Raw genomic sequence first — 21,362 nt, 5'->3', positions numbered from 1 at the left:
TACAGTAATGACAATTTCCAGCGTGAATGTTTTGGGTTGATATATATAAAATAAAAATTATACAATATAGGTTGAATATCGTATTCTGCCTGCGTTATATGCCTTTATTGTCATTGAGAATTTATATTATTGCCGTCTCATTCATATTGAATGATTAATTTGTCGGAAAATGACAAGCCCGAATAGATTTACTATTCGGGCTTTTTTTATAGCGCCAGATTTCCGTCAGCCGGTTTAGCTTTCGGTTGTCGGTTTCTCCGCTTTACCTGCCAACTGGGCCAGGAAGTCATAGCGTTTTTGTAGATCGGCGGCCGCGTCTTTCCACAACTGCTCGGCTACTTCCGGCTGCTGGGCGTTAAGGCGGCGGAAGCGTTGCTCGTTAAGCAGCGTCTCAGCCAGCGCGTCTGATGGCGGGCGTGAGTCCAGCGCCAGCGGCAGCTTGCCTTCATCGGCGCGGCGCGGGTCGAAGCGATACAGCGGCCAGAAGCCGGTGGCCGTTAGCTGACGCATCTGGTCGTGGCTTAGCGCCAGGTCGTAACCGTGCTCCTCGCACGGGCTATAGGCGATAATCAACGAAGGACCCGGATAGGATTCCGCTTCCTGAATGGCTTTCACCGTTTGGTTAAGCTGCGCGCCGAGCGAAATCTGCGCCACATAGACATGACCGTACATCATCATGCTCACGCCGAGATCTTTGCGTGCCTTACGTTTGCCGTGCTCGCCAAATTTGGTGACCGCGCCGAGCGGCGTCGCCTTCGATGCCTGCCCGCCGGTGTTGGAGTAACACTGGGTATCGAGTACCAGGATATTGACGTTTTCCGTCAGGCTCAGCACGTGGTCAAGGCCGCCAAAGCCAATATCATAGGCCCAGCCATCACCGCCGATAAGCCAGACCGACTTCTCGACTAACGCATCCGCATCGATGAGCAGCTCTTCGGCCCCGGCGACGCCCGTCAGCGCCTGACGCAGATCGGCTACCTGTTCGCGGCGCGCTTCCGGCGTCGCTTGCGCATGTAGCGCGGTATTTAGTTCAGCCGGGAGTTTATCGGCAAATTCGCTCAACAACCGCATCACACGCTGGCGGTGTTGGTCGACGGTTAAGCGGAAGCCCAGGCCGAATTCAGCGTTATCTTCAAACAACGAGTTGGCCCACGCCGGACCGCGACCGTTAGCATCAGTGGTATAAGGCGTTGAGGGGAGGTTGCCGCCGTAAATGGACGAACAACCGGTGGCGTTGGCAATCAACATCCGATCGCCATACAGCTGGGTCAACAGTTTGATATACGGCGTTTCGCCGCAGCCCGAGCAGGCGCCGGAGTATTCAAACAGCGGACTAATCAGCTGCGAGGTACGAATATCAATACGCTCAAGTTTCGTGCGATCGATTTCCGGCAGGTTGAGGAAGTAATCGTAATTGACTTTCTCTTCTTCAACGTGCTCAAGGCGCGACATCATATTGATGGCCTTGATGTCCGGATTCTGGCGATCTTTCGCCGGACACACTTCAACGCACAGGTTGCAGCCGGTGCAATCTTCCGGCGCGACCTGCAGAACGTATTTCTGCCCGCGCATATCGCGGGATTTCACATCCAGCGAGTGCAGGCTGGATGGCGCGTTTTCCATTTCTTGCGGAGCGACCACTTTGGCGCGGATCGCCGAATGCGGACAGGCGGCGACGCAGTGGTTGCACTGGGTACACAGCTCTTCCTTCCAGATTGGGATCTCTTCGGCAATGTTGCGTTTTTCCCAACGGGTGGTGCCCATGGGCCAGGTACCATCTGGCGGCAGCGCGGAGACCGGCAGCGCATCGCCAAGACCGGCAAGCATCGCTGCGGTGACGGTTTTGACAAAGTCCGGCGCGGCATCGGAGACCACTGGCGGACGGTTGGGGCTACTGGCGTTAACCGGCTGCAGCGGCACTTCCGCCAGCGATTCGCGGGCCAGAGCCAGCGCCTGCCAGTTGCGTTCCACCAGCTCCTGGCCTTTGCTACTGTAGCTTTTGGCAATCGCGCCCTGTAGCTCGGCCAGCGCGCTGTCGCCCGGCAGGATTTGGGTTAAATGGAAAAAAGCCATCTGCATAACGGTGTTGATGCGCGCGCCAAGGCTGCACTCGCGGGCGATTTTCGCCGCGTTGACCACATAAAAACGTGCTTGCTTTTGATTCAGCGCGGCCTGTACTTCCTGTGGCAGGCGCGACCATACCTCATCAGCGCTGTAGGGCGTATTGAGCAAGAAAATGCCGCCGGGCTTCAACCGTTCGACCATCTGATATTTGTCGATAAATTGCAGCTGGTGGCAGCCGACGAAATCGGCCTGCGAGATAAGGTACGACGAACGGATCGGTTTTTCACTGACGCGTAGATGCGAGACGGTCAGGCCGCCGGCCTTCTTCGAGTCATAGACAAAATAGCCCTGTGAGAACCACGGCGTGGAATTGCCAATAATCTTGATATTGTTTTTGGTCGCAGAGACGCTACCGTCGCTGCCGAGGCCGTAAAACAGCGCTTCCAGCTTCGCTTCTGCCGGTAGCGTATTTTCCGCCAGCGGCAGCGAAAGGTTCGTCACATCATCGTAAATGCCAACGGTAAAGCGGGGTTTTGGCTGTGCGGCCTGTAATTCATTAAAGATAGCCAGCACGCATTCCGGGCCAAACTCTTTGGAGGAGAGGCCATAGCGGCCGCCAATAGTACGCGGTAGCGTTTCGCGCTCGCCGCGGTTGAAGGCTTCCGCCAGCGCGGTCATCACGTCGAGGTACAGCGGTTCGGCAAGCGCGCCGGGTTCTTTGGTGCGATCCAGTACGGCAACCGCGCGGGCGCTCTCCGGCAAGGCCTGCAGCAGATGCGCGGCGGAGAACGGCCGATAGAGGCGAACTTTCAGCACGCCGACTTTTTCCCCACGGCTCAGCAGTTCATCAACAACCTCTTCACAGGTACCGATAGCGGACCCCATGATGACAATAACCCGTTCCGCCTGCGGGTGGCCGTAAAATTCGAACGGTTTGTACTGACGACCGGTTGCGGCGGCGAAATCATTCATCGCCGTTTCTACGTGCTCATATACCGCGTCGTACCAAGGGTTGGTCGCTTCACGGGACTGGAAATAAGTGTCCGGGTTGGCTGATGTACCGCGAATGACCGGATGCTCCGGGTTAAGGGCGCGTTGGCGATGCTCGGCGATTTTATCCTGCGGCAGCAGGGAGCGAATGGTGTCATCCGCCAGCGGCGCGATTTTGTTGATTTCGTGCGAGGTGCGGAAACCATCGAAGAAATGAATAAACGGCACCCGGCTTTGCAGCGTGGCGATATGGGAAATCAGCGCGAAGTCCTGCGCTTCCTGGACGCTGCTGGCGCACAGCATCGCGCAGCCGGTCTGGCGCACGGCCATCACGTCGGAATGATCGCCGAAAATTGATAGTGCGTGAGTGGCGACGGTACGGGCGGCGACGTGCAGGACAAAGGGCATCAACTGGCCGGCCAGCTTGTATAGCGTTGGGATCATCAGCAGCAGGCCCTGCGATGACGTAAAGGAAGTGGAAAGGGCGCCGGTCTGCAGCGCGCCGTGCACGGCGCCGATAGCCCCGGCTTCCGACTGCATTTCGACCACGCGGGGGACGTCGCCCCAGACGTTTTTCAGCCCATCGCCAGACCAGGCATCGGCCTGCTCCGCCATCGTTGAACTGGGCGTAATCGGGTAGATGGCGATAACTTCACTCGTGCGAAACGCGACTGAAGCGACCGCGCCATTACCGTCAATCGTAATCATAAGAAGACACCCTTACATTGCGCAAAAAGAAGGGACTCGTGAAACGGCGACGAGTCCTGTTGTTATCTCCATATTTTAGCAAACGCCCGCCGCGACCATTTTCGCATTTGTGTCCTTGGGAATGTCCTTATCTATGTTTGGATCAATTTTTTGGCGGAAAAACAGAAAAGTGTCTGGCCAGAGGGCTCAAAAGGTAGTGACGGATACCGGCGATGCACCACTTAAATAAAGCAAAATATATTTTTAAATTTAATAGCTTTTAGCCAACCGGCAATCGCATGATATTTATTTGCTGCGGTGAATTCCCCTCTGCGGCGGAGCGTTCAGTTCAGTCTCCTGTTGGCGAAAATTAGCACGCGAATTAGTTCGAACTGGCTAATTCACCGGGAGGCACCCGGCACCGCAATCACCACCCGCAAACTATGCCGCCCGGTCGCTGCAAGCGTGATTTTTTCGTCGGGAAAATATTTCGGGCTGGGATAAAAGCCGCGCGGGGGCTGCGCTTTGCCTGACGAGATCAAGCTTTAAGCGGAAAATTTGCTAGAAAATGTTAATGAGGCGCATAAATACGTATTTCGCCTCTCGACGGCAGGCGCTGCGCTGCCTATTATTCTTGAGTTTGTTTATTCTAAGATGTTTCTGAAAGGGGGAGAGAATGCGAGCTGCGTTTTTAGTGGGGTGCGCTGCGTTATTACTGTCGGCTTGTAGCAACGAGCCGGTGCAACAAGCCACTGCGGCACACGTACCGCCCGGCATGCGCGCGGCGATGAGCGACAGCGGCCAGGCGAATTGCGCGATGGTTGGCGGTTCATTATCCGTTGCCCGCCAGCTTGATGGCAGCGCTATTGGTATGTGCGCGCTACCGAATGGTAAACGCTGCAGCGAGCAGGCATTAGCGGGCGGAAGCTGCGGAAACTACTAGTACGCAAGGCGTATCGCTACATTAAATCGGCGAGTTTATACACCAGCGATTGGTCGGCGGTCGCCAGCGTGAGCTGATTCTCCGTCAGATCGACCTGCGCGCCATCGCGCAGCATTTTGCTGAGGGTATTATCCAGCGCGTTCCGCTGTGGATCCGCGCACAACTTACGCGTCATCGCCAGCTGTTCAACTTTTAGCTCGCCGTCTGACAGTTTGCCCTGGCCGCTGAAGCCGTTGCACATCGTGCCTGACACATACATTTTTTCGCCGAAGCTAATTTCCGGCGGCGGCGTCTGGCTTGCCGGTAGCGCCTGGCCGTTAACGCTGGTCAGCACAAAACGATGATGTTGTAGTTGTTCGGCGTTGGTTGAAACTTTGCTGTTGTATACGCAGCCCGATAGCAGCATGCCCGCCGCCAGCAGTGCAGCAAACTTATTCATTCGTACTCCAAAACATTTGTCATATCAATAAAACGAAAAACAGTGTAACTGTAATGCAGGCAGGATCTGTGGGGATTGTCTGAATGTGCCCCCCGCTAGCGGGGAGCACAAAAGGGGAAAGAAACTTAGACCAGCGCGTTCGGGCAGGTTTCGCCTTTAGCAACCTGTTGCAGATTACCCAACGTTGTTTCGGAAATACCGATCAGCGCTTCAGCGGTCAGGAACGCCTGGTGACCGGTAAACAACACGTTGTGGCAGGCGGAGAGCCGGCGGAACACGTCATCCTGGATGACATCATTCGATTTATCTTCAAAGAACAGATCGCGTTCATTTTCATACACGTCCATTCCCAGCGCGCCGATTTTCTGATGTTTCAGCGCGTCGATAGCCGCTTGTGAATCGATAAGCGCGCCGCGGCTGGTATTAATGACCATCACGCCGTCTTTCATCTGATCAAACGCCGCCTGATTGAGCAGGTGATAGTTTTCGTTGGTAAGCGGGCAGTGCAGAGAGATGACGTCGGACTGCGCGTACAGCGTCGGCAGGTCGACATATTCAACGCCAAGATCCAGCGCCGCCGCGCTCGGATAGGGATCAAACGCCAGCAGGCGCATACCGAAACCTTTGAGGATCCGCAGCGTTGCGACGCCAATTTTGCCGGTGCCGATCACCCCTGCGGTTTTACCGTACATGGTGAAGCCGGTCAGCCCTTCCAGCGAGAAGTTGGCATCGCGGGTACGTTGATAGGCGCGGTGGATGCGACGGTTTAGCGACATCATCATACCGATGGCGTGTTCAGCAACGGCTTCCGGCGAGTAGGCCGGAACGCGCACGACGCGCAGGCCCAGCTCTTTAGCCGCGTCAAGATCGACGTTGTTAAACCCGGCGCAGCGCAGCGCGATGTATTTCACGCCGTGGGCTTTCAGCTCTTCCAGCACCGGGCGGCTGCCGTCGTCGTTAACGAAGATACATACCGCTTCACAACCGTTGGCCGTTTTCGCGGTCTTTTCGGTCAGCAGGAAGTCAAAAAATTCCAGTTCAAAGCCGTATGCGTCGTTAACATGCTGCAGATACTTTTTATCGTACTGCTTGGTACTATAAACAGCGATTTTCATAAGGCTTTCCTCTAGTGATAATACCGTCACGGTAGCATAATTAAAATAATCTTACAAATATTAAAAATTAGTTTAATCATCAGGTTATGATATTAATTCTAGAGCATATCGCAGTCTTAAGAAATCTCTTTAAAAGACAATACGTTTCACCAAAAACTGAGGCTGAATGCCCCCGGCGCCAGCAGGATAAATGGCCAGAGTAAACCCGATGCCACATTGGCAACCTGGAAACGCCATAGCGAGGTACCGCTGGCGCCGGTGACCAGCGGTAACGTTGCGCGCAGCGGCGACAGAAAGCGGCCAAAGAATACTGCCCAACCGCCGTGACGGCGCAGGAATAGCTGGCTGCGCAGTACTCGCTCGGCACTGAGCCAGCGCAGACGCGGCAGATGATGCTGATAGCGACGGCCAATTTGCCATGAGAGCCAGAATCCGCCGATTGCGCCCAGGCTGGCGCTTAGCCACATTAGCAGGAAATGACCGATGCTGGTTGACGCCAGCGCCCCGAGCACCAGCAAACCGGAGGTGCCGGGGATCACAAAAGAGATGAGGGCGCAGGATTTACTGAACGTCAGTAGAAAAACAATCAGTAATACCAATGAATAGTGGCTCTGCGCGCGTTCGATCAGCGAGATAATGAGCTCCACGAAATAACGGCTCCTTATTACCTGTTTTTCCAAGTGTCGCAGGCACAATTTAAACGAAGACTAAATAGTTATTCAGCAGAAATGAGTGCGACTATCCTTAATCAGAACGTTAACTTTCACTCGCGGGTCGAACGTGCCACAATAGGCGCCTATCGGCTTATACTTAGAATCAGGATTTGACTGCCCATGAAGGGTAAATATAAAGCCGCTCTTGCGCTGTTATTAGCACTTATTTTGCTGCCGCTGGCCCTGTTGGCCACATTAACGCATTGGGTTCCGACGCTGGCGGGTATCTGGCTGCCGGTCGGGACGCGTATCTCGCTTGGTGAAAGTCCGCGCCTGACGCGCTCCTCGCTGGTCATCCCCGATCTACGCTACCTGGTGGGCGATTGCGAAATTGCTCGCGTCAGCAATGCGCGCCTTACCCGTCCCAGCCGTTGGCGGCTACACCTGAGTGAACTGGATATCAATAGCGCATGCCTGGCTAAGATCCCCGCCAGCGAGCCGCTCTCCGGCGCGCCGCGAACCCTCGCCGAGTGGCAATCGATGCTGCCGTATAGCTGGTTAACTATCGACAATCTGCGCCTGTCGCCGTGGGAAAAATGGCAAGGGAAACTGGTGATGTCGTTGACGCCTGGGCAGCAGGATATCGGCTATTCCGGCAAAGAGGTTACGCTACAGGCGAAACTGCGCGGCCAGACCTTAACGGTCAGCAATTTCAGCGCGCGGCTGGTGGAAGATCAGGCGCCGGTTAAGCTGGTCGGTGAATTCGAAATGCCGCTGGTGCCGGATGGCCTACCGGTCGATGGCCATCTGGTCAGCACCTTCGAATTCCCGCAAACGCCGGGTCTGGTGGATGCGGAACTGGAATGGCAGAAAAACCGCGGTCAGCTGCTGGTCACGCCGCGCGGCGAGGTTGAACCGATGCTCGACCTGCCGTGGGAGATAACCCCTGAACGTATCACCATCAGCGATGGGCGTTGGAACGCGGTGTATGCCGGCTATCCGCTTAGCGGGCGGGTTGCGCTATCGGTTGGCGACTGGCAGAAAGGCACCGAAGAGATGGAAATCAGCGGCCGGCTCAACGTGTTAACGCACGGCGAAGCGGGTAAGGGGAACGCCGTGTTGAATATTGGCCCTGGTAAGCTGAGTATGGACCACAGCGACATGCCGCTTAGCCTGACCGGCGAAGCCAAGCTCGACGACATGATTTTTTACGCTGTGCTGCCCGCTAAACTGAGCGGCCCGCTGATGACGCCAGAGCTGGCTTTTCATCCCGGGGCGCTGCTGCGCTCGCGCGGGAGGGTGATCGACTCGCTGAATATCGATGAGATCCGCCTGCCGTTGGCGGGGGTGAAAGTGACTCAGCAGGGAGTGGATGGCCGCCTGCAGGCGATACTGCGCGCCCATGAACAGGAAATGGGCGATTTTACTCTGCATCTGGATGGGCAGGCCGACAACTTTATGCCCGACCGCGGTCGCTGGTCGTGGCGTTATTGGGGCGATGGTCACTTTACGCCGATGCAGGCGCGCTGGGATGTGAAAGGCGCCGGTGAGTGGCGGGACAGCGCCATTATCCTTAACAGCCTGTCGACCGGGTTCGATAAGCTACAGTACGGCACCATGCTGGTCAGCACGCCGCGCCTGACCCTCGATAAACCCATTCACTGGCTGCGTAATGAGCAGCATCCGAAATTTAGCGGCGCGTTGTCGCTGGATGCCGGTAAAACCACCTTCAGCGGCGGCAGCGTGTTGCCGCCGTCAACGCTCAAATTTAATATTGATGGCCGCGATCCGACCTGGTTCCTGTTCAACGGCTCATTACACGCGGAGAAAATCGGCCCGATTCGTCTGACCGGGCGCTGGGACGGCGAACGCCTGCGTGGCCAGGCATGGTGGCCGAAACAGGCGCTAAGCGTATTCCAGCCGCTGATCCCGCCGGACTGGAAAATGACCCTGCGTGAAGGTGATATGTATGCGCAGGTAGCATTTTCCGCGGCCGCCGGGCAGGGCTTTGAGGCCGGTGGGCACGGGGTCTTAAAAGGCGGTAGCGCCTGGATGCCGGACAACCAGATCAACGGCGTCGACTTTGTTCTGCCGTTCCGCTTCAGCGGCGGGAGCTGGCAGCTCGGTACCCGCCGCCCGGTTTCGCTGCGCATTGGCGAAATCGTCAACCAGTTTACCGCCAAAAACCTGAGCGCCGATCTCCAGGGAACATGGCCCTGGAGCGAGCAGGATCCGCTGGAGTTGAGCAACGTCAATGTTGATATCCTTGGCGGCAAGCTGACCATGCAGCAGCTAAGGATGCCGCAGCACCAGCCGGCGCTGCTGCGTCTGCAGAATATCTCCAGTAGTGAATTAATCAGCGCCATCAAGGTAAAACAATTTGCGGTCTCTGGCGCGTTTAACGGCGCGTTACCGCTATGGCTGAACAACGAGAAATGGATCATTAAAGACGGCTGGTTTAGCAACCCCGGCCCGATGACCATGCGTCTGGATAAAGACACCGCCGATGCGCTGGTGGCCGATAATGTCTCCGCGGGCGCGGCGATTAACTGGCTGCGCTATATGGAGGTCTCGAAATCCTGGACGCGTATCAACCTTGATAATCTTGGCAAGCTGACGATGAGCGCGGCGATTAGCGGCACCAGTCGAGTGGACGGAAAAAGCAGCACCGTGCATTTAAACTATACCCATGAAGAGAATATTTTCGATCTGTGGCGCAGTTTGCGCTTCGGCGATAATTTGCAGGCATGGCTTGAGCAGAATGCGAAACTGCCCGCCCCGCGCTGTACGGATACATGTAAGGAACCAAAATGATAAAACTGTTCGCCGCGGCGCTGGCGACCCTGCTGCTGGCAGGCTGTACGCCGCGTATTGAAATCGCCGCGTCCAAGGAGCCAATCACCATCAATATGAATGTCAAAATTGAGCATGAGATTCATATTAAGGTGGATAAGGACGTCGAAAATTTGCTGAAGTCGCGTAGCGATCTGTTCTGAGGCGATGATGAGAAAACGACTGCTGACTGCCACCCTGGCGTTAATGCTGTTGAGTAGCCCGGCGCTGGCGCTGACCTTGAATGAGGCGCGGGCGCAGGGGCGAGTAGGAGAAACGCTGAACGGCTATCTGGCGCCGCTGAAACAGGATGCGCAGACGTTGGCGTTAGTTAAACAGATTAATGCCGCGCGCAGCGAAAGTTATCAGCAACTGGCGGATGACAATAACCTGCCGGTGGATGAAGTAGCGAAAATGGCCGGGCAGAAGCTGGTCGCCCGGGCGCAGCCGGGGGAATATGTGCAGGGTATTAACGGCAAATGGCTGCGCAAATAGTTAACGATAGCGCTTGCGGTATTCGCCGGGCGACACGCCGAAGCGCTGCTTAAACGCCGTTGAAAAATGGCTATGGTCGCTAAATCCCCAACTGTAGCCAATTCCCGCCAGTTTCTCTTCATCGTGCGCGTTTTGTAACGCCCGGGCGCACAGGTCAAGACGCCGGTTTTTAATATACTGCGCGACCACCAGACCCTTATCGGCAAACAGGCGGTACAGGCTGCGTACCGACATGCCGGTTTCCCCGGCCAACCACTCCGGACGCAGCTGTTCCGACTGTATCGACTCATCAATCAACGCCATAATTTTTTGAAATTGCTTGTCGCGGCGCGTCGGCGGCGCTTCTTGCTGCTGTAGCATCGGTCGCAGCAGACAGACGATGGCCTCCAGCGCCGCTTCGCCTTCGCTTTCTGAGAGCGCCGGGCTGCGCATGCTTTCTTGCAGCAGCCGCTGGCTAAGTTGGACCATCGGCAGCGTTTTATTCAGCCGGGTGGCGATGCTGATGTCGCTGCCGTGCAGCTGGCTTTCCACGAGCTGGCGAGGCAGCAGCAGCGAAGCCTGTTTTGACGTGTGTTGCCAGAAGATAGAGCAGGGACGAGAAGCATCAATGAGCGTGATATCGCCGGCCTCGAGCACCACCTGGCGCTCGTCCTGCTCGATTGCCGCCTGGCCGTCGAGCTGAAAAACGGTATAGAACCAGGCGTCGTTGTCGCGTTTGATTTCGTTACGGGTGCGGTAAAGATTGACGCCGCGGGCGGTGACGGTACTGACTTTGAGACTACCGGTATAGCTTGCATCAATCTCGCCATGGAATTCGTCGCCCAGCGGACGAGCGGCAAAATGGCCGCACACTTGATTAATCTTTGCTAACCAACGCTGATAGTCCTGCCCGCTTTCTACCGTCGCCATCGTCTGCACCTTGTAAAAATAATGTTTCTGCATTGTTGCATTTATGCCGTGAGTGGCAAGAGCGCAGCGTGGAGTATATGAAAGAACTATTACCTGCGGCACATTTCACCGCCTTTCTGGGTGCTTAATTGCGGGACCTGTCACAGCGGCAACAACGATTGTCACAGAGAAAAAAGCGCAAATGGCTGACCCATCCTAGACTGTGTTCACTATCCGCGAACAATAAGGAAGTCGCATGTCCACATCACAGGTCGCGCTGCTCGCCAGCGTACAGCAGTTTCTCGATAGACAGCATGGCTTATATATTGATGGCAACCAGCAGGCGGCGCAGAGTGAAAAACGCTTAACCGTCTGGGACCCGGCCACCGGCCAGGCGATTGCCACTACGGCAGATGCTAATGCCGCCGACGTTGACCGCGCGGTGATGTCCGCCTGGCGCGCTTTTGTCGCCCGTAGCTGGGCCGGGCGCACGCCGGCCGACCGCGAGCGGATCCTGCTGCGTTTCGCCGATCTGGTGGAACAGCATGGTGAAGAGCTGGCGCAGCTCGAAACCCTTGAACAGGGGAAGTCGATCAATATTTCGCGCGCGTTTGAAGTCGGTTGCACCCTCAACTGGATGCGCTACACCGCCGGGCTGACCACCAAAATCAGCGGCCGTACGCTGGACGTTTCCATTCCGTTCCCGGAAGGCGCGCGCTATCAGGCGTGGACCCGTAAAGAGCCGGTTGGGGTAGTGGCGGGGATTGTTCCGTGGAACTTCCCGCTGATGATCGGCATGTGGAAAGTGATGCCGGCGCTGGCTTCCGGCTGTTCCATTGTGATTAAACCCTCCGAGACGACGCCGTTAACGTTGCTACGGGTAGCGGAGCTGGCAACGGAAGCCGGGATCCCGGATGGCGTCTTTAACGTTGTCACCGGCAGCGGCGCCGAGTGCGGGGCGGCCTTAACTACCCATCCGCAGGTAGCGAAAGTGAGCTTCACCGGTTCGACCGCCACCGGCAAACAGATTGCCCGCGCGGCAGCTGACCGTCTGACCCGCGTAACCCTTGAACTCGGCGGCAAAAACCCGGCCATCGTACTGAAAGATGCCGATCCGCAGTGGGTGATTGAAGGGTTGATGACCGGAAGTTTCCTCAATCAGGGGCAGGTATGCGCCGCCAGTTCGCGGATCTATATCGAAGCGCCGCTGTTTGATAACCTGGTGGCAGGCTTTGAGCAGGCGGTTAAGTCGCTGCAGGTGGGGCCGGGAATGGTTGAAACGACGCAGATTAACCCGGTGGTGTCGCAGGCGCACTGCGCCAAAGTTGCCGCTTATCTGGATGAAGCGCGTCAACAAAACGCCGAGCTGATTAGCGGTAACGTTGGGCCAAATGGCAACGGTTTTTATATTGCGCCGACGCTGGTGATTAATCCGGATGCCGGGCTGCGCCTGAATCGCGAAGAGGTGTTCGGCCCGGTGGTAAACCTGGTGCGCGTCGCCGATGGCGAAGAGGCGCTACGTTTAGCCAACGACAGCGATTTCGGTCTTACCGCTAGCGTCTGGACCCGCGACCTGACTCAGGCGCTGAACTATACCGATCGCCTGCAGGCCGGTACGGTATGGGTTAACAGCCATACGCTGATTGATGCCAACCTGCCGTTCGGCGGAATGAAGCAGTCAGGTACCGGGCGCGATTTTGGCCCGGACTGGCTGGACGACTGGTGCGAAACCAAATCGGTGTGCGTGCGCTACTGATTTTTTGTCGGATGGCGCTACGCTTATCCGACCTACAGCGTGGTGGGGTTTGGTAGCCCGGAGAAGGCGCCATGTGCCGCCTGCGGTAAACTCCCCGGTGGCGCTATCGCTTACCGGGGCTACAGCATTGTGCGATTTGGTAGCCCGGAGAAGGCGCAATGCGCCGCCTCCGGGAAACTCCCCGGTGGTTGGACATACCTCTTCCCCCTGAGCGCTGATTTGCTATGATCGGCGCTCTTTTTTTTCTGATGTTGCCCCGCTATGTGGAATGATGCGCTTTGCTATCAGCAGTACGGCGCGCCGGAAACGGTGCTCGCGCTGCATCACCTGTCGTTGCCGCCGCTGGAGCCCGGACTTGTTCGGGTACAAATGCGCTATGCGCCGGTCAACCCTTCCGATCTGATCCCCATTACCGGCGCTTACCGCCATCGTACGACGCTGCCATCGGTGGCGGGCTATGAAGGCGTTGGGGTGGTGATTGAAGACTCGACAAGTGGGCGTCCACGACTGGGGCAGCGGGTCCTACCGCTACGCGGCGCCGGAACCTGGCAGCGTTATCTTGATATTGATCCGCGCTGGCTGGTGCCGGTCGCTGAAGACATCGATGACATCGTGGCCGCGCGCGGCTATATCAATCCGCTGACCGCGATGCTGATGCTCACGCGCTGGCCGGTAGCGGGAAAGCATGTGCTTTTGACCGCTGCTTCATCGTCCTGCGCCAGTTTGCTGGCGCAATGGGCGCTCGCCATGGGGGCGCGATCGGTCAGCGGTATTATTCGCTCGCCGCAGCACATCCCGCGCTTGCAGCAATATGGCGTCTATCCGCTACTCGAAGGCGACAGGGCGCTGATTGAACAAGTCAGTCAGTACAGCGTTCTGGTGTTTGACGCGGTGGGCGGTGAGCTGGCGAATTTTCTGCTGGCGGTACTGCCGGTGTCGTCAACGCTGGTCTCTTATGGCTTGTTATCCGGTAAACCGCTCATCCAGACGCGAGGCAGCGCATCGGTACGCAAATTTCATCTGCGGGAGGCCTTACCGACACTCAGCGTTGATGCGTGGCAGGCGGCGTTTGCCGGGATCTGGCGACAGCTGCCGACCACGGCGCAGCCCGCGGCGCAGGTGATAAAGCTGTGCGACTGGCGTGAGGCGATTGCCGCCGCAGGCCAGCCGGGAAGAGGCGGTAAAATCCTGCTCGATTTCACCGCGGGTTAAGATTACTTTTTCTTCTCGCCAAGGGTTGGGGTTTCGTCAAAGAAGTTCCACGGCTTGAGCAACGCATGCGCCCATTCGGTCGGCATGATCGGCCACTCTTCGGCGCGCGCGACGTGAGTGGTGCCGGTGGTAATCCACACGACGTCGTCGTGGTTTGTCAGCGACTCATCATCCTTCGCGTACTGCCCTAAGCCGGTATCCTGGGCGGAACGGTTGGGATATTTCCCTTCCGGATAACGCTCTGTCGGGTGGTAACGCGTCACCCACAGCTGTTTATCCATAAAGCTCAGACGATGATATATCCACTCGTCCGGGGCGAACTTGGCGCCAGTCGCCGCCGGGTGCGTGCCGCCGGCATAAGGGATAATCTGGTAAGAGACCGGGTTACCCATGCGGTTCTCTTTGCTGGTGTTGCTCAGCAGGCGGATAGTGCCAGGGTCGAATTTCTGCGCCGCTTTCTGCTCGCTATCGATTGTGTATTGATTCACCTGCATGGTGCTGGTGCGCGGGCCGCCGGCGGTGTTTGGCTTCACTTCAGGATCCATCGCCACCAGTGTGTTGTTTTCGCCGTCCACGTCAAGATCGAGGCGGAAATTATAAATATGCTGGTGGGTGGTGCCGACAATATTATGGTCGATCAGCGTCCCGTAGCGGGTATCCTCTTTGGCGCTGGGGTCGTGCATGGTCTTCGCCATCACGCCTTTCACCGCTTCAATGCCGGTGGCGCCGGCATCGATACCGATGGTGCCGTTGTCATGGAACACCCAGTCAAAGATATAATCATAGTTCCCGACGGTACTGATCCAGCGCACCACCAGTTCCCGGCGCTCGGTGCTGACGTTAGGTTTGCCCATTTCCAGATGCTTATATTCCGGCCCGGCATAGCGTTCGAATATGGCGACCGCGCCTGGAATAGTGGTCGGTTTGCCGGTGTAATCGGCGATAGTTTCATCCAGCAGTACCGCATTTGACGGCGCATCTTTACCGCGAACAATCGGCGATGTTAGGGTGCCCATGCCGTAATCGCCGGAGTCCAGATAGGCTTTGAAATACCAGCCGACGTCAGGGTCGCCGTAGGGGACGATCATCCCGCCGAGGGAACCTTCATACATTACCTGGCGTTTTGTGCCGTTATCGTTGTAAGTCACCGTCGAGAGAATGGGCCCGACGCGCGAGTTCAGGCGCAGATGAAAATCCCAGTTCCGCCAGTGAATGGTATCGCCGGTGATCGTGTAGTTTTTGCCTTCCGGTTCGGTAATATCCAGCGGTTTCACCGCCGGGGCGTTGCGGTCGCGACCATCATAAGGACGGGGTTCCATTGGGACCGGGATCACCGGGCCTTCTTCAATTTTGATGATTTTCTTCGCTTCAAGGTCGACCACCGCCACCAGGTTTTCAATCGGGTGCGCCCAGTAGTTGCCGTCGCCGGTATCGAGATAACTGACGACTTTCAGCAGACGCGCATCCTGCTGCAGGCCATCTTTGCCATCAAAGTAGCCGACGGTGAGCGGGGTGGTGACCACTTTACTGGGATCGGTAATACCGTGCTTTTTCAGCACCTCAGCGAATTCGCTGCTGGCATTGATGATGTTCTGCACGCTGACGAAGTCATCGAGCAGCACCATCCCGTGGGCGCCTTTAATCGGCGTCCATGAGAGGATTTTTTTGTTCTGCAGATCGACGACGGCTTCAATGACATGTTTGCCATCGAGCATCACCACATCGGCGGTGCGCGGGGCATCAACGGGCGTTCCCTGCAGGGCAAAGGCCCATACCGCCGCTTTATCCGGCTCGTGCAGCGAAATCTCAGTGAAGCGGGTATTTGGCTGAAACTCCGGCGCGGCTTTAACAATGGTCACTGCGTCACTGATTTCCGCCGCCGAGAGCGAGTTTAACGGGTGAGGGCGCTTTTCGACCTGGAAGGTCTGATCGAGACCGGACTGGAACACATCGTTGATAAAGGTATCGGAGACCCAGGCTTTACCCTCCTTCATTACCACCGGCACCTGTAGATCAAGGGGTTTACCGTTGACGATCGCCGTTTTGGCGCCGGGCTTTACTTTGACGTAAGCGCCGTCTTTTATCAGGGTAAACATTTGCGCATAGTCATCCCACTGCACATCGGCGCCGAATTCCTGCAGCGTTTTATCCAACGGCACCATGTGCGCTTCGCTACCGTGAGCGAAGACCGGTGATTGCCAGGCGCAAACCACCGCGACGGCCAGCGCCAGCGCGGTTTTACGTGGGGAAAACATCAATCCGTTTGCCATTGTGACCTCATCTTATTGTTGTGTTGTTGTTGCCGCTGCGAATGTCGGCTTTGTTACGCTTACCCTAGCAGTCTGCCGCACGCGAACGTTTGTTTGCTTTTGCCAGCTTGTTTGTCAGTTTTGCCAGACGGACGTAAAAAATGCCTCCGTAGAGGCATTAAGCGCGTGGTACCTGCGTGTTGACTACGCCGGGAAGTCTCCCTGCTGGCGCGCCACCAGGGTAAGAATGGAATACAGCGCCACCGCCTGCTGATGCTGGTTGAAAATCTCGACTGCCCATTCCACCACACCGGTGGCTTTTTCATCGGCGCTGCGCTGACGTTTGACCGTTTTCCGCTTACAGGTCAGACGAACCTGAATGGTGTCTCCCGGTTTGACCGGCTCAATAAAGCGCAGGTTTTCCATGCCGTAGTTGGCGATAACCGGCCCGACGCCGGCATCAACAAACAGCCCGGCCGCAGCTGAAATCAGGAAATAGCCGTGGACCACCCGTTCGCCGAAAATCGACTCGGCGGCGGCGATTTTGTCCATGTGCGCGTAGAAATGATCGCCGCTCAGGCAGGCGAAATTAACGATATCCGCTTCGGTCAGCGTTCGGCGCGGGGTTAATAGGCTATCGCCAGGTTGGATCTCTTCGAAGTATTTACGGAACGGGTGAATGCGGTCTTCATTCACCTGAGCGCCGCGCACCCACTGCTGGCTTATGGTCGCCAGCATCGTTGGGCTGCCCTGAATCGCGGTACGCTGCATATAGTGTTTCACCGAACGCAGTCCGCCGAGCTCTTCTCCGCCGCCAGCACGGCCGGGGCCGCCGTGTACCAGCTGCGGCAGCGGCGAACCGTGACCAGTGGACTCCGCGGAGGATGCTTCGTTCAGAATCTGAATACGGCCATGCGCGCGCGCGGCGCCAAGGATAAACTCGCGCGCCAGCTCGCCGCTGGCGGTGACCAGCGTACCAGCCAGGCTACCGCCACCGGCGCGTGCCAGCGTGAGCGCATGCTGGCGGTCGCGATACGGCATCAGCGTCGCCACCGGGCCAAAGGCTTCAATGGCGTGAACCGCTGGCGTTTCATCCGGCTGTGGGCAGTACAGCAGGGTCGGCGGGAAGAACGCGCCATCAGCGTTAAGATCTGCCTGTCCGCCGAGCAGCGCTTCGCAGCCGGCGGCAATCAGTTTATTGACGTTATCCTGCACATCCTGACGCTGTTCGCTGTTAACCAGGGCCCCCATCTTAATGCCCTCCTGCGCAGGGTCACCGACGGTTACTTTATGCAGGCGGGAGATCAGTGCATCGCTAACCGCATTAATCTGAGCCAGTGGCACAATGATTCTGCGGATAGCGGTACATTTTTGCCCGGCTTTCGCCGTCATCTCGCGGACCACTTCCCGAATAAACAGCGCGAATTCCGGTTGCTCCGGCGTGACGTCTTCGCCTAATACGCAGCAGTTGAGCGAATCTGCTTCCATGGTAAAGGGAATAGATTTGGCCACCAGGTTAGGGTGAGTCCGTAGCTGCTGGCCGGTGGCTGCTGAGCCGGTAAAGGTCACTACGTCCTGGCTATCGAGATGGTCGAGAAGATCGCCCGCGCCGCCGCAAATCAGGCTGATGGCACCTTCCGGCACCAGGCCGCTGTCGACAATCGCTTTCACCATTGCCAGGGTGAGCTGGGCGGTAGCGGTGGCGGGCTTAATGATAGCTGGCATGCCGGCAAGCCAGGTCGGCGCCAGTTTTTCCAGCATTCCCCAGCAGGGGAAGTTGAAGGCGTTGATATGGACGGCGACACCTGATTTTGATGTCAGCACATGACGCGCGGCAAAACCGCCCTGTTTGGAGAGCGGGATCAGCTCGTCTTCCGGCCACAGAATATCGTCCGGCAGTTCGCGGCTACCGAGCCCTGCATAGGTGAAAAGGGTACCGATGCCGCCTTCGATATCCACCCAACTGTCGGCGCGAGTGGCGCCGGTTTGCGCGGAGATGGCGTAGAACTCGTCTTTCTGCTCCAGCAACCGTTTCGCTACCGCTTTCAGCATCGCGCTGCGTTCAATAAAGGTCATCGCCTGCAGGGCTTTGCCACCGCGTTCAATCGCGAAGCGGCGCGCCTGCGCCATATCCAGGCCTTCACTGGTCACCTCCCAAAGCGCCGCGCCGGTAATGGCGTGATGGATAGTACGGGCGCGGCCCCGGCCGGTTTGCCAGGCGCCGGATAAGTAGCTGGCTAACTGCTGCATCGCAAATCTCCAAATATGTTACGTGTGTTATCTATAAATAGTTCTTTTATGAATCATAAAAATCAAGTCCGAATTTAATAATTTATTAACATTGTGATCGGTGGTTAATCAGGGGTTGTGTTTATGTTTCTGATTTATTTGCTGTTTATAAAAGGTTTTGCGGTTGCTATCACAAAAAGAACAAACAAAATTTGTGGTTTTATTTAACCAATATGTAACCTTCAATAAACAAAGTGATTCACATAAATTTTTTTGCTGTGAATATCGGAATCATAAAGGTGATGACGTGACAGAAGAACAACGCTTTGACCAGCGCATCGCGCAGGAAACGGCCATCGAACCGCAGGACTGGATGCCGGATGCCTATCGTAAGACCTTGATTCGTCAGATAGGTCAACACGCGCACTCGGAAATTGTCGGCATGCTGCCGGAAGGCAACTGGATCACCCGCGCGCCGACACTGCGCCGCAAAGCGATCCTGCTGGCTAAGGTACAGGATGAGGCTGGACACGGGCTGTATCTCTATAGCGCCGCGGAAACGCTGGGCTGCGCCCGGGAAGACCTGTATCAGAAAATGCTCGACGGGCAGATGAAATATTCCTCCATTTTTAACTACCCGACCCTCAGCTGGGCGGATATCGGCGTGATCGGCTGGCTGGTCGATGGCGCGGCCATCGTCAACCAGGTGGCGCTGTGCCGGACCTCCTACGGCCCCTATGCCCGGGCGATGGTCAAAATCTGCAAAGAAGAGAGTTTTCACCAGCGCCAGGGATTTGAAGCCTGCATGGCGCTGGCGCAGGGCAATGACGCACAGCGGCAGATGCTGCAGGACGCTATTAACCGCTTCTGGTGGCCGGCGCTGATGATGTTTGGCCCTAACGATGACAACTCGCCGAACAGCGCCCGTAGCATGGCGTGGAAAATCAAACTGCACTCCAACGACGAGCTACGTCAGCGCTTCGTCGATAACACCGTGCCGCAGGTAGAGATCCTCGGTATGACCGTACCGGACCCGGATTTGCGCTTTGATGAAGCCAGCGGCCACTACCGCTTCGGCGAAATCGACTGGCAGGAATTTAACGAGGTGATTAGCGGCCGTGGCATTTGCAACCACGAGCGGCTTGCCGCCAAGCGTAAGGCCTGGGAAGAGGGCGAATGGGTGCGCGAAGCCGCACTGGCCCATGCGCAAAAACAGCAGGCCCGCAGCGCGGCATGAGGAGAGACAACATGAGCAAAGTTTACTGGCCGTTATATGAAGTGTTCGTTCGCAGCAAACAGGGGTTATCCCATCGTCACGTCGGCAGTCTGCACGCTGCCGATGATCAAATGGCGTTGGAGAATGCCCGCGATGCCTACACCCGCCGCAGCGAAGGCTGCTCAATTTGGGTGGTGAAGGCCAGCGAAATCGTTGCTTCGCAGCCGGAAGAACGCGGCGAATTCTTCGACCCGGCGGAAAGCAAAGTCTACCGTCATCCGACTTTCTATACCGTGCCGGACGGCATGGAACATATGTGAGGCGGCGATGAATAACCTTAACCCCGTAGCCACCTACGCCCTGCGCCTTGGCGACAATGGTCTGGTTCTGGCCCAGCGTTTAGGCGCCTGGTGCGGCCATGCGCCCGAGCTCGAGATCGATCTTGCGCTGGCCAACATCGGCCTCGACCTGCTCGGCCAGGCGCGCAATTTTTTAAGCTATGCCGCCGAGCTTAACGGCTGCGGCGACGAAGATACGCTGGCCTTTGGCCGCGATGAGCGCCAGTTCAGCAACCTGCTGCTGGTGGAGCAGCCAAACGGCAATTTTGCCGACACTATCGCCCGCCAGTTCTTTATCGACGTCTGGCACGTCGCCCTGTTCAGCCGCCTGGTGAACAGCCGCGATACGCAGCTGGCGGCCATTGCCGCTAAAGGGCTGAAAGAGGTGCGTTACCACCAGCGTTTTAGCCGCGGCTGGCTGGAGCGACTGGGTAACGGCACCGAGATATCAAACCGCAAAATGCAGCAGGCGGTCGACAATCTGTGGCGCTTCACCGGCGAACTGTTCCTGGCTGATGAAGTGGAGCTCAGCCTGGTTGAGCAGGGTATTGCGGTTGATCCGCGTGAACTGCAGGCCGAATGGCAGAGCATTGTGCAAACCGCGCTGCTTGACTCTGGGCTACAGATCCCGCAGGAAGCTGCCTTCCGCAGCGGCGGCAAACAGGGGCTGCACAGTGAACATCTCGGCCCGCTGCTGGCGGAGATGCAGTATCTGCAGCGTTCGCATCCTAGAGTGCAGTGGTAAGTGAGGTGACTATGCAACGTCTTGCCGATATCGCTCCTGCAGAGGTTCGCACCATCTGGGGATTATTAAGTGCGATCCCGGATCCGGAAGTGCCGGTACTCACCATCACCGACCTCGGAATGGTGCGCAGCGTCGCGCGCCACGGCGACGGCTGGGTGATTGGCTTTACCCCGACCTATTCGGGCTGTCCGGCGACGGAGCATCTGCTGGGCGAGATCCGTACGGTCATGAGCGAGCATGGCTTTGTGCCGGTACATATCGTCCTGCAGCTGGATCCGCCGTGGACCACCGACTGGATGAATCAGGATGCCCGCGAGCGCCTGCGCCAGTACGGCATCAGCCCGCCCCAGGGGCACGCCTGCCATGCGGACATGCCCGCTGAGGTGAGCTGTCCGCGCTGCGGCAGCACCCATACCTCGCTGATTAGCGAATTCGGTTCCACGGCCTGTAAAGCGCTGTATCGCTGCGACAGCTGCCGCGAACCTTTTGATTACTTTAAATGTATTTGAGG

At 57.0% G+C, this 21,362-nt stretch carries 17 protein-coding genes; 10 read left to right on the top strand and 7 right to left on the bottom strand.

What is annotated here, in order from left to right:
* Positions 1 to 234 precede the first annotated feature (234 nt).
* Complete coding sequence (gene nifJ / locus PGR29_RS02910) at positions 235 to 3,762, bottom strand: pyruvate:ferredoxin (flavodoxin) oxidoreductase (protein ID WP_316424026.1); 3,528 nt, start codon at positions 3,760 to 3,762, stop codon at positions 235 to 237.
* Between the two features lie 655 nt (positions 3,763 to 4,417).
* Here nifJ and PGR29_RS02905 point away from each other — a divergent pair.
* Entirely contained in the window at positions 4,418 to 4,684 is a 267-nt protein-coding gene (locus PGR29_RS02905) for a putative hemolysin (RefSeq protein WP_032711780.1), read from the top strand.
* 16 nt (positions 4,685 to 4,700) lie between these two features.
* On the opposite strand, the gene hslJ is transcribed toward PGR29_RS02905, so the two are convergent.
* The 3 genes from hslJ to PGR29_RS02890 form a co-directional block, all read right to left on the bottom strand.
* The gene (hslJ, locus tag PGR29_RS02900) at positions 4,701 to 5,123 is read right to left on the bottom strand and encodes a heat shock protein HslJ (protein ID WP_087859451.1); all 423 of its coding nucleotides are present in this window, start codon (positions 5,121 to 5,123) and stop codon (positions 4,701 to 4,703) included.
* A 125-nt stretch (positions 5,124 to 5,248) separates the two neighbouring features.
* Positions 5,249 to 6,238 (bottom strand): 2-hydroxyacid dehydrogenase, encoded by a 990-nt coding sequence (locus tag PGR29_RS02895; RefSeq protein ID WP_015366323.1) that lies wholly within the window; start codon positions 6,236 to 6,238, stop codon positions 5,249 to 5,251.
* 146 nt (positions 6,239 to 6,384) lie between these two features.
* Positions 6,385 to 6,885 carry a DedA family protein gene (locus tag PGR29_RS02890; protein ID WP_316424025.1) on the bottom strand — a complete coding sequence of 167 codons (501 nt, stop codon included), beginning with the start codon at positions 6,883 to 6,885 and terminating at the stop codon, positions 6,385 to 6,387.
* 186 nt (positions 6,886 to 7,071) lie between these two features.
* On the opposite strand from PGR29_RS02890, the gene PGR29_RS02885 reads away from it, so the two are divergent.
* The 3 genes from PGR29_RS02885 to PGR29_RS02875 are packed head-to-tail and all read left to right on the top strand — an operon-like array spanning position 7,072 to position 10,218.
* Positions 7,072 to 9,705, top strand: coding sequence for a YdbH family protein (locus tag PGR29_RS02885; protein WP_271032665.1), 2,634 nt, complete (start codon positions 7,072 to 7,074; stop codon positions 9,703 to 9,705).
* The gene (locus PGR29_RS02880) at positions 9,702 to 9,887 is read left to right on the top strand and encodes a YnbE family lipoprotein (RefSeq protein WP_015366326.1); all 186 of its coding nucleotides are present in this window, start codon (positions 9,702 to 9,704) and stop codon (positions 9,885 to 9,887) included. The genes PGR29_RS02885 and PGR29_RS02880 overlap by 4 nt, the downstream gene beginning before the upstream one ends.
* Before the next feature lie 7 nt (positions 9,888 to 9,894).
* Positions 9,895 to 10,218, top strand: a complete 324-nt coding sequence (locus PGR29_RS02875) for a YdbL family protein (protein ID WP_015366327.1) — start codon at positions 9,895 to 9,897, stop codon at positions 10,216 to 10,218.
* On the opposite strand, the gene feaR is transcribed toward PGR29_RS02875, so the two are convergent.
* Entirely contained in the window at positions 10,219 to 11,127 is a 909-nt protein-coding gene (feaR, locus tag PGR29_RS02870) for a transcriptional regulator FeaR (protein ID WP_087859454.1), read from the bottom strand.
* Between the two features lie 235 nt (positions 11,128 to 11,362).
* On the opposite strand from feaR, the gene PGR29_RS02865 reads away from it, so the two are divergent.
* Both PGR29_RS02865 and PGR29_RS02860 read left to right on the top strand, forming a co-directional pair.
* Complete coding sequence (locus tag PGR29_RS02865; RefSeq protein WP_316424024.1) at positions 11,363 to 12,862, top strand: aldehyde dehydrogenase family protein; 1,500 nt, start codon at positions 11,363 to 11,365, stop codon at positions 12,860 to 12,862.
* Positions 12,863 to 13,123: 261 nt separating this feature from the next.
* Positions 13,124 to 14,074: a zinc-dependent alcohol dehydrogenase family protein gene (locus PGR29_RS02860; RefSeq protein WP_316424023.1), complete on the top strand. Its 951-nt coding sequence runs from the start codon at positions 13,124 to 13,126 to the stop codon at positions 14,072 to 14,074.
* Between the two features lie 2 nt (positions 14,075 to 14,076).
* Here the strand turns inward: PGR29_RS02860 and tynA are convergent, their stop codons facing one another.
* Together tynA and paaZ are read right to left on the bottom strand one after the other, a co-directional pair.
* Positions 14,077 to 16,344, bottom strand: coding sequence for a primary-amine oxidase (gene tynA / locus PGR29_RS02855; protein ID WP_316424022.1), 2,268 nt, complete (start codon positions 16,342 to 16,344; stop codon positions 14,077 to 14,079).
* Positions 16,345 to 16,527: 183 nt separating this feature from the next.
* Positions 16,528 to 18,573, bottom strand: a complete 2,046-nt coding sequence (gene paaZ / locus PGR29_RS02850; RefSeq protein WP_316424021.1) for a phenylacetic acid degradation bifunctional protein PaaZ — start codon at positions 18,571 to 18,573, stop codon at positions 16,528 to 16,530.
* Between the two features lie 286 nt (positions 18,574 to 18,859).
* Between paaZ and paaA the strand changes: the two genes are divergently transcribed.
* From paaA to paaD, 4 genes are read left to right on the top strand one after another with little or no spacing between them, the layout of a single operon-like run.
* A complete protein-coding gene (gene paaA, locus PGR29_RS02845) occupies positions 18,860 to 19,789 on the top strand; it encodes a 1,2-phenylacetyl-CoA epoxidase subunit PaaA (RefSeq protein ID WP_025713674.1) in 930 nt (309 codons plus the stop codon).
* Positions 19,790 to 19,800: 11 nt separating this feature from the next.
* Positions 19,801 to 20,088, top strand: coding sequence for a 1,2-phenylacetyl-CoA epoxidase subunit PaaB (gene paaB / locus PGR29_RS02840; protein WP_004224492.1), 288 nt, complete (start codon positions 19,801 to 19,803; stop codon positions 20,086 to 20,088).
* Positions 20,089 to 20,095: 7 nt separating this feature from the next.
* Positions 20,096 to 20,851: a 1,2-phenylacetyl-CoA epoxidase subunit PaaC gene (gene paaC, locus PGR29_RS02835; RefSeq protein WP_316424020.1), complete on the top strand. Its 756-nt coding sequence runs from the start codon at positions 20,096 to 20,098 to the stop codon at positions 20,849 to 20,851.
* Positions 20,852 to 20,862: 11 nt separating this feature from the next.
* Entirely contained in the window at positions 20,863 to 21,360 is a 498-nt protein-coding gene (paaD, locus tag PGR29_RS02830; RefSeq protein ID WP_308958708.1) for a 1,2-phenylacetyl-CoA epoxidase subunit PaaD, read from the top strand.
* Positions 21,361 to 21,362 lie beyond the last annotated feature (2 nt).

Origin of the sequence: Klebsiella sp. 141203 (assembly GCF_032601985.1) — a bacterium.
Lineage (GTDB): Bacteria > Pseudomonadota > Gammaproteobacteria > Enterobacterales > Enterobacteriaceae > Klebsiella > Klebsiella aerogenes.
The sequence above is the reverse complement of the archived record's forward strand: the minus strand, read 5'-3'. Positions and strand labels throughout refer to the sequence as shown.